Here is an 11,725-nt window from a genome sequence, read left to right on the forward strand (position 1 = left end):
ACCTCACAAGCAGTAGCGCACCAGCCATTCGTCCTGGTTGTACGCGGTGCGCGCCGGGTCGGGCACGCCGGCCGGCTGTTCCTCCACCATGTCCTCCACACGCACCGGCTCCGGCAGTGCCCCGAAACGGGCCCGGCGCACGGCGGCCTCCGCCTCGCTCCCCTGCTGCGATGTCGCGTCGTCCACGGCGATTCCCCTCTCCGGCCGGCTTTCTCCGGCCGATCGGCCTCCCTGGGCAATGAGTTGACGCGTGAGGCGCGTTCATGGTTCCCGTGACGTCGCTCAGCCGTGGACGCCGACCGCGCCGTTCCACCCCACGAACTTCGTGCTCAGCTGTTTCCTTCCCGACGCTCCAGTGATAGTAAACCTTCCTATCAGTTCCGCACGGCCCGCTCTTCCAACCCCCCACCCTGTTTGGAGGCACCGTGAGACACCCCGCGACCCCGGCGGCGCGCCGCACCGTCCTGGCGCTGTTCGGCGCCGCCCTCGTGGCCACCCCGTTGCTGAAGCCGCCGCACGCCGCGGCGTCCGTCAGGGCCGTCGGGCTCGACGACCCGGCGAAGAAGGAGATCGCCATGCGGCTCGTGTCGAGCGCGGAGAACTCCTCGCTCGACTGGAAGGCGCAGTACCCGTACATCGAGGACATCGGTGACGGCCGGGGCTACACCGCCGGCATCATCGGGTTCTGCTCCGGCACGGGCGACATGCTCGACCTCGTCGAGCTCTACACCGACCGCAAGCCCGGCAACGTCCTCGCGAAGTACCTGCCGGCGCTGCGCGAGGTCGACGGTTCCGACTCGCACGACGGGCTCGACCCCGGCTTCCCCGGAGACTGGCGCAGGGCGGCGCGGGACGACGTGTTCCGGCGCGCGCAGGACGACGAGCGCGACCGGGTGTACTTCGATCCGGCGGTGCGTCAAGGGAAGGCCGACGGGCTGCGGGCGCTCGGCCAGTTCGCGTACTACGACGCCATCGTGATGCACGGCGACGGCAGCGACCCGCTGAGCTTCCGCAACATCCGCAAGCGTGCCCTGCGCACCGCGAAGCCGCCGGCGCAGGGCGGTGACGAGGTGACCTACCTCGGCGCCTTCCTGGACGCGCGGGTGTGGGCCATGAAACAGGAGCCCGAGCACGACGACACGAGCCGGGTCGACACGGCCCAGCGGGTCTTCCTGCGCAAGCGGAACCTCGACCTCGACCCGCCACTGGACTGGAAGGTCTACGGCGACAGCTACCACATCGGCTGACCGCCGCCAGCTCGTCGGAGCAGGAGCACCTCGTCCTGCTCCGGCGAGCCGATTGGTCCGCCAAGACGGCACGGAAGTGGACCTCCGGCCGGACCGCGGCGCCGCCTAACGTCGCCGACATGAACGCCACCACCGCACGGGGAGCCCTGCTCGCCGCGTTCGCGTGTGTCCTCGTCGGAGGGTCCTTCACGGCCAACAGCGTCCTGGCCGACTACCCGTACGCGGGCGGCCAGTTCCTGCGCTACGGGCTGGCCTGTCTCCTGCTGGTCCCGTGGGCCGGGAAGGGCGCGGCCGGCCGCCTGAGGGCGCTGGCGCCCCGTCAGTGGGTCCGGCTCGCCCTGCTCGCGGCGGTCGGCATGGTGGGTTTCAATCTGGCCGTCATCGCGGCGGAGCGCACGGCGGAACCCGCTGTTCCCGGTGTGTTCGTGGGCTGTGCGCCGGTGGTCGTCGCCGTGCTCGTGCCCCTCCTGGACGGGAGCAGACCCGGGCAGGCCGTTCTGTACGGGGCGTTGCTCGTGGCCGTCGGCGCCTTCACCGTCCAGGGCTGGGGGCGTACGAACGGCGCCGGCATCGCCTTCTCCGTGTGTGCCCTGGCGGGGGAGGTCGGGTTCGCCGTGCTCGCCGTGCCCGTCCTGCTCCCCCTCGGGCCCCGGTTGCTGTCCGCCACGGTGTGCGCGGTCGCCGCGCTGGAGTCGGCGGTGGTCGCGGTGGCCTCCGACGGCACCGGATGGCTGCGGCGACCGGACGGCGTCGAGGCCGCCGCGTTGCTGTGGCAGGCGGTGGTGGTCACCGTGGTCGGCTTCGTGTGCTGGTACATGGGCATGCAGCGGATCGGCGCCGAACGCGCCACGCTGTTCTCCGGCCTCATCCCGGTCGCGGCGGCGTGCACCGCCCCGCTCGTCGGCACCGGCTCCTACGGCCTCGCCCAGGCGGCCGGCAGTGCGCTGGTGTGTCTCGGCGTCGCCCTGGGGTCGGGTGCACTGACACGGGCGGAAAGCGGACGGGCCACACCGCCGGCGGCCTCCTTTCGGGGGAACGGCCGCCCGCAGAGGCGTGGCTACGCCGCGTCCGATATGCCGGAGTGATCCCGCGCGCATCTAATGGACGGCATCGAACGTCTCGGCCGACACGGGAGGCCACGTCCATGCCGCACACCCGCACCGGTGGAGGGACCGAGAACACCGCGCGTGCGGGTGTGCTGCGGCGGCTGGGCGAGTGGTGCGCTCACCACTTCGTGGTCGTCATCCTCGCCTGGCTCGTGGCACTGGTGGCTCTGCAGGTCGTCAGCCGTGAGTTCGGAGGGGCGTACTCGGACAACTTCAGCCTGCCCCAGGCGCAGGCCCAGAAGGGCCTGGACGTGCTGAAGGAGCACGATCCGCAGGCCGGCGGCTACAGCAGCCAGATCGTGATGCACGACGACCAGCAGCCCCTGACCGCGCTGAGCTCCCAGATGTCCACCACGGTCGCCGACCTGGAGAAGCTCCCGCACGTCCTGTCCGCCCAGAACCCCCTCACCGCCCCGAGCTCGCCGAGTGGTCAGTCGCAGCAGAACGTGGGGCCGCTGTCGGACGACAAGAAGACGGCCTACATCACCGTCCGTTTCAACGTGCAGCCGTCGACGCTCGGCGGCGACTACCTCAACGGGGTCGACACCGCCGTGCAGCCGCTGCGGTCGGCCGGCGCGGAGGTCGAGTACGGCGGCCCGCTCGGCGAGCTGGCCCGGCCGGCCGCCGACGATCGGGTGAGCGAGCTGATCGGTTTCGGCGTGGCCATCGTCGTGCTGCTGGTCGGGTTCGGCAGCGTGATCGCCGCCGTCGTCCCGCTGCTGAGCGCGCTGATCAGCGTCGTCGGCGGTCTCGCCATCCTCGGGCTGCTGGCGGCGGCCTTCACCTTCGCGACCGTCTCACCGACCCTGGCCACGATGATCGGCCTCGGCGTCGGGATCGACTACGCGCTGTTCATGCTCACCCGGCATCGGCAGAACCTCATCGACGGCATGGACCCGGTGCGGGCCGCGGGTCAGGCCGCGAGCACCAGCGGCCACGCCGTCCTCGTCTCCGGATGCACGGTGATCATCGCGCTGGCGGGCCTGTCCGCGTCCGGCGTCTCCTTCATCTCCCTGCTCGGTCTCGCCGCCGCCGTCACCGTCGTCTCGGCCGTCGCCGGCGCGCTCACCCTGGTGCCGGCCCTCCTCGGCCTCATCGGCCGGCACATCGACCGCTACCACGTGCGCCGCCCCATCGCCGAGAGCGACGCCGAGGCGGATGGGACGTCGCAGGGCACCTGGCACCGCTACGCACAGCGGGTGGAGCACAGGCCCCTGTGGTTCCTGTCCGGGGGTGTCGCCGTCGTCGTGATCCTCGCGATCCCGTTGTTCTCCATCCAGCTCGGCCACATCGGTGACGGCGCCGACCCGACCTCCTTCACCGACCGGCGGGCGTACGACCTGATGAGCGACGCCTTCGGGCCGGGCTCGAACGGCCCGCTCACGATCGTCGTCGACCAGACGGACGTACCGCAGTCGCAGCGCTCCGCTCTGGCGTCGAAGGCCCAGCAGACACTCGACAAGGTCGAAGGCGCCGCCGCCGTCACGCCCCTGACGCCCACGCAGGACGGCGACGTCCTGATCGGCACGGTCTACTCGACCAAGTCCCCGCAGAACTCCGCGACCACGGACCTGACCAACCGTCTCGTCGACGACACGCTGCCGGACGCCGTCCAGGGCACGGACGCCAAGGGGTACGTCACCGGTACGACGGCGACACAGGTCGACTTCCGGAACATCGTCGCCGCCCAGCTGCCCGTGATCATCGCGGTCGTGGTGGGCCTGGCGTTCCTGATCATCCTGGCGGTGTTCCGGGGGCTGCTCGTCGCCGTCAAGGCGGCCGTCCTCAACGTGCTGTCGATCGCCGCCTCGTACGGGGTGGTCGTCGCGGTCTTCCAGTGGGGCTGGGGCGGTCCCGCACTCGGCGTCCACGGCAAGGTGCCCATCGAGAGCTACGTGCCGATGATGATGTTCGCCATCGTCTTCGGGCTCAGCATGGACTACGAGATCTTTCTCCTGTCGCGCGTCCATGAGGCCTGGCTCCGCACCGGGGACGCCAAGGGGTCCGTCGCGCACGCCCTGGAGATCACGGCCCGAGTCATCACCTGTGCCGCGCTGATCATGGTGAGCGTGTTCGCGGCGTTCCTCATCAGCGACAACATCGTGGTCAAGATGCTCGGGCTGGGGCTGGCCGTCAGCGTGCTCATCGACGCCACCGTCGTGCGGCTGCTCATGGTGCCGGCCGTGATGACGCTGCTGGGGCCGCACGCCTGGTGGACGCCGCGGTGGCTGGACCGGGTGCTGCCCCACATCGACGCCGAGGGCGGCCGGGCCTAGTGCAGCGGCAGGCACCGTTTGCCCGTCGAGGAGCGGCGTCCGGTGCGTGCCACGTGGGTGTCAGTGCAGCACCAGGTGGACCAGGGCGAGCGTGCCGACCGACACGATCAGGGTCCGCAGGACAGCGGGGCTGAAGCGGCGGCCCGTCCTGGCTCCGACGAGACCGCCGAGCGCGGAACCGGCGGCGATGAGCAAAACGGCCGTCCAGTCGAAGTCGGCGAAGAAGAGGAAGAGCACGGCGGCGACGGTGTTCACGACGGCGGCCAGGACGTTCTTGACGGCGTTGAGCCGCTGGAGCGTTTCATCGAGCAGCATGCCCATGAGGGAGACGTAGATGATGCCCTGCGCCGCGGAGAAGTAGCCGCCGTAGACGCTGGCGAGGGTCAGCCCGGTGAACAGCAGCGGGCCGCCGTCGCGGTGGGCGGATCCGCCCTCACGGCGGCGGCGGCGCACCCTTGCGGCGATCAGGGGCTGGCAGGCGACCAGGACGAGGGCGATGCCGACCAGGGCGGGGACGATCCGCTCGAAGGCCGACGCGGGCAGGGTCAGCAGCAGCACGGCACCCGTGAGGCCGCCCAGGACGGCACCGGTACCGAGCAGCAGGACGCGCCTGCCCTGCCCCTTCAGTTCCTCGCGGTAGCCGATGATCGCGCTGATGGAGCCCGGGACCAGCCCGAGCCCGTTGGACACCGTGGCGGTCACCGGCGGCAGGCCGGTGGCGAGCAGCACGGGGAAGGTGATCAGTGTTCCCGATCCGACGACGGCGTTGACGGCGCCCGCGCCCGCACCGGCCCCGAACACGGCCAGCATCTCCCCCGGCGTCATGCCGCCCCTGCCTCGGCGGCGGCGCCGCGTGTCGCGCGCATGGTGATGTTCATGGGGACACGCTAGAGGGTGGACGGTTCGGCGGGCGTCGTAGGGTCTCGGCGTCCGACGTGGTGAAGCCTGGCCGAGCCTCGGCCGCACCGGAACGGCGGCACAACCCGTCGGGGTCCTGCCGCCGTTCCCTGGTGTGCTGGTGACGCCCTGTCAGCCGCGCCTGACGCGACGCAGGACCACGAAGCCCGCGGTGACCAGCACGGCGCCCGCCGCGGCCGGCCAGAGCTGGGCGCCGGTCTCGGCGAGGCCACCGCCGCCCACCGCCTGGGGCTCGGTCCGGGGCGGGACCGACGGGGTCGGGGCGGAGCTGGTCGCGGTGCCGACCGCCTGGGACTGGCCGAGGCCGTCCGTGTCCTCGCCCGTTTCGTCCTTCGATCCGCCCGGCGCGCCGGCGTTCGCCGTCCCGGCCGCGGTCGTCGCCCGTATCTCGGGTGCGTCGGTGCCGGGGGCCTTGCCGCCCTGGTCCGCTTCGGGGGCCGGCTTGTTCGCCGCCGGCGGCGTGGAGGCGCCGCCCTTCCCGCCCTCGGCGCCGCCCTTTCCGTCCTCGGCGCCGTCGCCCGCGTCGGTGGGCTTTCCGCCGGCGTTTCCGCCCTGGGGGGCGTCCGGCGTGCGCGTGTGCTGCTCCTGCGGGGCCTCGGGAGTCTTCGTCGGCTCCTCCTGCGGGGCCTCGGGAGCCTTCGTCGGCTCCTCCTGCGGGGCCTCGGGAGCCTTCGTCGGCTCCTCCCCGGAGCCGGGCTCCTCACTCGGCTCGGCACCCGCTCCGGCTCCGCACTTCCGGCCGTCGTTGATGCAGTCGACCATCTCCCGCATCAGACCCTCGTCGAAGACGTTGATGAAGTCGCCGTGGTCCGTGACCGGCTTGTGCAGCTGCTCCGGGAAGGAGTCCACCGCGAACAGCGGTGTCGTACGGCCGCCGTCGTCGAGGCTCGGCGCGTCGACGTCGTAGACGATGCGCTGGACCAGCTGCGGAACGGGCCGGAAGCCGGACGGGCAGTTGCCGGCGGCGTCCGCGAAGGCCATGTGCGTACGGTGGTTGGCGCTGTCGATGTTGCGGCCGTCCCAGCAGCTCTGGAACCTGAAGGTGCGCACCACGTCGCTGCCCTGCGGGCACAGCGGGTACTTGTCCTTCAGCTGCCGGTCCTCGAAGCCGGTGCAGCTCCAGGAGGCGTTGGCGTTGGCCGGGCCGTTGACGAACGACTTGGCGTCGCCGGTGATGATGCGCAGCAGCCGCGGCATGGCTGTGACCTTGCCGCGCGGGTTGCCCTCGAAGTTCAGTGTGACCTGCTCGGGCGTGACGATCTCGCCGGCGTTGCCCTCGATGCCACCGCCGGGCTTCTCGGCGTCCTGCTCCCGGCTGCCGTTCTGGAGGCGCAGGACGGGCCAGTAGTAGGAGGACTTGTCGCCCTCGTCGGCGCAGCTGGTCCCGGCGTTCGTGAGGTCCTGGTCGCTGGCGAAGGCGTTGTTGGCCTGGTTGCCGACGTAGTCGTGGAAGTGGTGGGCGCCGTTGGTGACGCCCGGGGCGGCGATGATGTTGTCGGAGTTGAACAGGCCGTTCTCATTCACACCGCAGTCGGTGGTGAAGGTGCCGCGGGAGGCCTGCTTCCCCTGCCGGGGGCTGCCGGCACCCGGCTGAACGCTGGTGATGGGGGCGAAGTCGGCCGCGACGGGGCCGTTGCCGGCCTGGCCTCCGTTGTTGCCCTGGCCCTGGCCACCGCCCTGCTGGTCCTGGCCGCCGTCGCCCTGTTCCTGGCCGGGCTGCTGGCCGCCGTTTCCGCCTTGGCCCTCGCCCTGCGCGGGGGCCTGGTTGCCGGAGTCCCGTACGGCGCAGGCGGCGAGGGAGTCGAGCCCTTCGGGGCGGTCCCCCACGCGGCCGATGGCGATCGCGATGCGCTCGAGGGTCGCGGCCCGCTTGTCCTTCAGCGGGTTCATGATGGCGTTGCCGGCGAAGTCCGGGTCCTGCTGCGCCTGTTGCGCCGACTCGCTCAGCCGCTGGTAGGCCTTGGCGATCTGCTCGTCGAGGAGGGCGAGTTCCTTGTCGACCTCCGCCCGCGCCTGCTCGGGCACCGAGGTCAGGCGGCTGCCGACGTCAGGGCAGTCGATCGTGGTGCCCGCGGTCCGAACGCTCGTGCCGGACCGCGTCTGGGCGGGATCGGTGCCCGAACCGCCGTCCGTGGCCGAGGCGTAGACATTCGCCGCCATCAGACCGCCTCCGCCCAGGATCAGCGCGACTGCGGCGAAGGTCGCGCGCCGTGGGCCTGTAGGGCGTCTTCGCGTGTTGCGTCCCAAGGGTGCTCTCCTGCGCTTGTGACGTGCGGGGCACAAAAATCCCCTCACCCCATACGTACGGGAGCGTCGGAGCGTTCAAGTCCTTCGAGGATTCTTCGGAAACTCTCAGGAAGCACACAGGACCCGAGCCCCGCCGGACCACAGCCCGGCGGGGAGCCGCAGGTCAGCGGAAGCTCACGTCACTGCACAGGAAGTAGGTCTGGTCCATGTGCGAAGCTGCCAGGAGTGCGGGAGCGCGTGGGAGCGCTCCCGCAAGGCGCAGGCTGCACCCGATGCCCCAGGTCGGCAACCGGTCGATTGCGCCACTTCCTAACCCAGATGCCGTCGAGGGCCGGACGGTCCTGGTGGCGGTAGGGACGGATGGACGGGGAAGTGGTCATGGCGGCATCGTGCCCAGGATGGGAGCGCTGCCTCAACCTGGACCCACGGCTCGGCTTAAGGGCAGCGCCCGGGGTTACCCGGTTCACATGGTGAAGCTGCATGTTCCGGGACGAAAAGAACACCACGAGCCCGAGGCCCCTCCGGAGGACCCCGGGCCGGCCCCAGAGGTGGAGCGGGCCGCGCCGGACACGCCGGGCGAGCTGCCCCGGAAGTCCTGGGGTGCGGTGCTGAAGGGGAGCCTGCGGGAGTTCAAGGACGACGAGCTGACCGACCGCGCGGCGGCGCTGACGTACTACGGAGTGCTGGCGATGTTCCCGGCGCTGCTGGTGCTGGTGTCGATCCTGGGCCTCACCGGCAGGTCGACCACGGACAAGGTGCTCGAGAACGTCCAGCAGTTCGCCCCCGGCTCGGCCCGCGACATCATCACCCGGGCCGTCGAGCAGTTGCAGGGCAACGCCGGTGTCGGCTCCCTGATGGCCGTCGTCGGTCTCGTCCTCGCGGTGTGGTCGGCCTCCGGCTACGTGGCGGCGTTCATCCGCTCCGCCAACGCCGTCTACGACATCCCCGAGGGCCGGCCGGTGTGGAAGCTGCTGCCGGTGCGGGTGGGTGTGACGGTCGTGCTGATGGTGCTGGCCGTGTTCAGCGCGCTGATCGTCGTGTTCACGGGCGGGCTGGCCCGGCAGGCCGGATCGGTTCTCGGGATCGGCGACACCGCGCTGACGGTGTGGTCGATCGCCAAATGGCCCGTCCTGGTCGTGCTGGTCACGATCATGATCGCGATCCTGTACTGGGCGACCCCGAACGCCAAGGTGAAGGGGTTCCGCTGGATCACGCCGGGGAGTGTGCTGGCCCTGCTGATCTGGCTGGTGGCGTCCGCCGGTTTCGCCGTCTACGTCGCGAACTTCGCCTCGTACAACAAGACCTACGGCACGATGGCGGGTGTCATCGTCTTCCTGGTGTGGCTGTGGATCACCAACCTGGCGATCCTGCTGGGCCTGGAGTTCGACGCGGAGACGGTACGGCAGCGGGCCATCGCCGGTGGTCATCCGCCGGAGGCCGAGCCGTACACGCAGCCGCGCGATACCCAGGCCTGGGACGAACAGGACCGGCGCCGCGTGGAAGAGACCTGACCCGCTTCAGCCCATGAGCCCGGCGGCGACCGTCGCACCCAGTTCCCAGCACCTCTCGACGTCTTGCTTGTCCGGCTCGCCCGTCACGGTGACGGCCTCGGCGGTGCGGCGCCAGTCGAGACCCTTGGTGATCGACTCGATGCCCCGCACCGCCCCGGTGACGTCGTTCCCGCCGTGCACCCAGTAGCCGAAGGGCCGGCCGCGGGTCGCGTCCAGGCAGGGGTAGTAGACCTGGTCGAAGAAGTGCTTGAGAGCGCCCGACATGTAGCCGAGGTTCGCGGGGGTGCCGAGGAGGTAGCCGTCGGCGGCGAGGACGTCGGACGCGGTGGCGGACAGCGCCGGTGCACGGACGACCCGCACGCCCTCGATCTCCGGGTCCGTCGCGCCGGAGACGACGGCTTCGAACAGCGCCTGGCAGTTGGGCGACGGCGTGTGATGGACGATCAGCAAGGTGGCCACGTCGCCCGAGCCTACAAGTCGTGAGGATCAGGAGTGATCGGCGCGAGATCTGGTACCCGGCCGTCGCTCTCCGTACGAGAAAGGGAGGTAACCGCCTTGTCCCAGGTAGAGGAATCCATCGAGGTCCGCGTCCCGGTGCACACCGCGTACAACCAGTGGACGCAGTTCGAGACGTTCCCCGAGTTCATGGACGGTGTGGAGCGCATCGAGCAGCGCACCGACACCCTGACGCACTGGGTGACGAAGATCGGCGGCCAGGAACGCGAGTTCGACGCGGAGATCACCGAGCAGGTTCCCGACGAGCGCGTCGCCTGGACGACCGTGAACGGCGAGTCCAAGCAGGCCGGTGTGGTGACCTTCCACCGCATCCAGGACGACACGACCAAGGTCATGCTCCAGATGGACTTCGACCCCAGTGGCGTGGCCGAGACGGTGGGCGACAAGCTGGGGTTCGTCAAGCGGCAGGTCTCCGGTGATCTGCAGCGGTTCAAGCGGTTCATGGAGGCCCGTGGGTCGGAGACGGGCGCCTGGCGCGGCGAGGTCTGAGCCGGGGCAAGAAGGCGGCCGCCACCACGTGCGCGTGGTGGCGGCCGCCTTCTTCCCTGTTCGCCCCTCACGCCGGTACCGGCCGGGCGATGCCGCTCCTGAACGGTTCCCGGGCCCGCTGGGACAGGTCGCCCAGCCGCAGGGCGAGTCGGGTCATGGTGTCGTAGAAGTGGTGCACGGTCTGGAGGCGTTCCAGGCGCGGGGCCAGCGCCGAGAGGGCGATGGCGAGGGCGACGCCCGCCCAGGCCACGGGCCCGAGCGGGGTGCAGCCGAAGAAGTGGCTGACGCCCGGGGTCTGGACGAGGGCGGCGAGCACGGCGGCGGAGCCGAGGGCGGTGACCCAGACCAGCGGGCTGTGACGCCGGCCGTAGAGCGTCTGCGCGAGCTGCGCGCCGACCACGCCGCACAGCGCCATGGTCGTGGACCGGCGTTCGGTGCCGGGGGTGAGGCGCCCGATGAGGTACGCCGTGACCGCGCCGAAGCAGGTGGTGATGCCGCGCCGTCGGATCGAGCGCAGCAGGGGTGCGCCGAGGGCGTCGAGGCCCATCGGGCCGCTCGCGGCGTGTTCCGCCGTCGAGGGGTCGTCGCTCGGGGTGACCGCCACCGCCATCGCCGGGAACATGTCCGTGAGCAGATTGACCAGCAGCAGCTGACGCGTGGACAGGGGCGAGGCGCCGGCCAGCAGGGTGCCCAGGACGCTGAAGCCGACCTCGCCGGCGTTGCCGCCGATGAGGATGCTCACCGCGTCGGCGACGCTGCGCCACAGGGCCCGGCCCTCGACGACCGCGTCGACGAGGACGGACAGGTCGCCGGTCGTGAGCACCAGGTCGGCGGCGTTGCGGGCCGCCGCGGAGCCGCGGGCCTCGATGCCGACACCGACGTCGGCGGCGCGGATGGCGGCGGCGTCGTTGGCGCCGTCGCCGGCCATCGCCACGACCCGGCCGGCCTGCTGCAGGGCCTCCACGACGTGCAGCTTCTGCTCGGGTGCGACCCGGGCCACCACGCCGGCGCCGCGCAGGACCCGGACCCGTTCGCGGCGCTCCATGGCGACCAGTTCGTCGCCGGTGACCACTTCGGTCTCCTCCGGCCAGCCCAGTTGCAGGGCGATCGCGCGGGCGGTCTCCGGGTGATCGCCGGTGAGCATCACAGGCAGGATGCCGGAGCGGCGCAGTTCCGCCAGCAGTGCCTGCGAGGTGTCGCGGGGGACGTCGGCGAGCGCGATCAGCCCGCTGAACTCCAGGTCGGCGAGCGGCGCGTCGAGTTCGGCCTCGGCGTCACCGGCCCGGCAGGGGCGGCGGGCGACGGCGAGGACGCGCAGACCTCGCCCGGCCAGTTCGTGGGCGGTGTCGGTCGTGTGGCCGGGCAGGTCCCGGCAGGCGGGCAGGATCGTCTCGGGGGCGCCCTTGACGACGAGG

General features: G+C 71.3%; 10 protein-coding genes. 5 read left to right on the forward strand and 5 right to left on the reverse strand.

From position 1 onward, the window contains the following. Positions 1-3: 3 nt before the first annotated feature. Positions 4-186 carry a hypothetical protein gene (locus tag SSQG_RS00995; RefSeq protein WP_003987775.1) on the reverse strand — a complete coding sequence of 61 codons (183 nt, stop codon included), beginning with the start codon at positions 184-186 and terminating at the stop codon, positions 4-6. A gap of 239 nt (positions 187-425) precedes the next feature. Here SSQG_RS00995 and SSQG_RS01000 point away from each other — a divergent pair, with 239 nt between their 5' ends. The 3 genes from SSQG_RS01000 to SSQG_RS01010 all read left to right on the forward strand — a co-directional run bounded on the left by SSQG_RS01000 (position 426) and on the right by SSQG_RS01010 (position 4,629). Continuing rightward, on the forward strand, positions 426-1,247 hold the full coding sequence (locus tag SSQG_RS01000; RefSeq protein ID WP_039931722.1) for a chitosanase: 822 nt from the start codon (positions 426-428) through the stop codon (positions 1,245-1,247). Positions 1,248-1,366: 119 nt separating this feature from the next. Next, on the forward strand, positions 1,367-2,332 hold the full coding sequence (locus tag SSQG_RS01005) for a DMT family transporter (RefSeq protein WP_003987777.1): 966 nt from the start codon (positions 1,367-1,369) through the stop codon (positions 2,330-2,332). A gap of 59 nt (positions 2,333-2,391) precedes the next feature. Then, positions 2,392-4,629: an MMPL family transporter gene (locus SSQG_RS01010; protein ID WP_003987778.1), complete on the forward strand. Its 2,238-nt coding sequence runs from the start codon at positions 2,392-2,394 to the stop codon at positions 4,627-4,629. Positions 4,630-4,689: 60 nt separating this feature from the next. Here SSQG_RS01010 and SSQG_RS01015 read toward each other — a convergent pair whose 3' ends face one another. Both SSQG_RS01015 and SSQG_RS01020 read right to left on the reverse strand, forming a co-directional pair. Then, positions 4,690-5,454 (reverse strand): sulfite exporter TauE/SafE family protein, encoded by a 765-nt coding sequence (locus SSQG_RS01015; protein ID WP_003987779.1) that lies wholly within the window; start codon positions 5,452-5,454, stop codon positions 4,690-4,692. 204 nt (positions 5,455-5,658) lie between these two features. Then, positions 5,659-7,707 (reverse strand): DUF1996 domain-containing protein, encoded by a 2,049-nt coding sequence (locus SSQG_RS01020; protein WP_003987780.1) that lies wholly within the window; start codon positions 7,705-7,707, stop codon positions 5,659-5,661. Between the two features lie 554 nt (positions 7,708-8,261). Here SSQG_RS01020 and SSQG_RS01025 point away from each other — a divergent pair. Further along, positions 8,262-9,305, forward strand: a complete 1,044-nt coding sequence (locus SSQG_RS01025; protein ID WP_052310215.1) for a YihY/virulence factor BrkB family protein — start codon at positions 8,262-8,264, stop codon at positions 9,303-9,305. A 6-nt stretch (positions 9,306-9,311) separates the two neighbouring features. Here the strand turns inward: SSQG_RS01025 and SSQG_RS01030 are convergent, their stop codons facing one another. Continuing rightward, the gene (locus SSQG_RS01030) at positions 9,312-9,764 is read right to left on the reverse strand and encodes a flavodoxin family protein (protein WP_003987782.1); all 453 of its coding nucleotides are present in this window, start codon (positions 9,762-9,764) and stop codon (positions 9,312-9,314) included. 96 nt (positions 9,765-9,860) lie between these two features. Here SSQG_RS01030 and SSQG_RS01035 point away from each other — a divergent pair, with 96 nt between their 5' ends. Then, positions 9,861-10,310, forward strand: coding sequence for an SRPBCC family protein (locus SSQG_RS01035; RefSeq protein ID WP_003987783.1), 450 nt, complete (start codon positions 9,861-9,863; stop codon positions 10,308-10,310). A 67-nt stretch (positions 10,311-10,377) separates the two neighbouring features. Here SSQG_RS01035 and SSQG_RS01040 read toward each other — a convergent pair. Then, a partial coding sequence (locus SSQG_RS01040) for a cation-translocating P-type ATPase (protein ID WP_003987784.1) occupies positions 10,378-11,725 on the reverse strand: 1,348 nt, incomplete at its 5' end.

It is taken from the genome of Streptomyces viridochromogenes DSM 40736 (genome assembly GCF_000158955.1).
Lineage (GTDB): Bacteria > Actinomycetota > Actinomycetes > Streptomycetales > Streptomycetaceae > Streptomyces > Streptomyces venetus.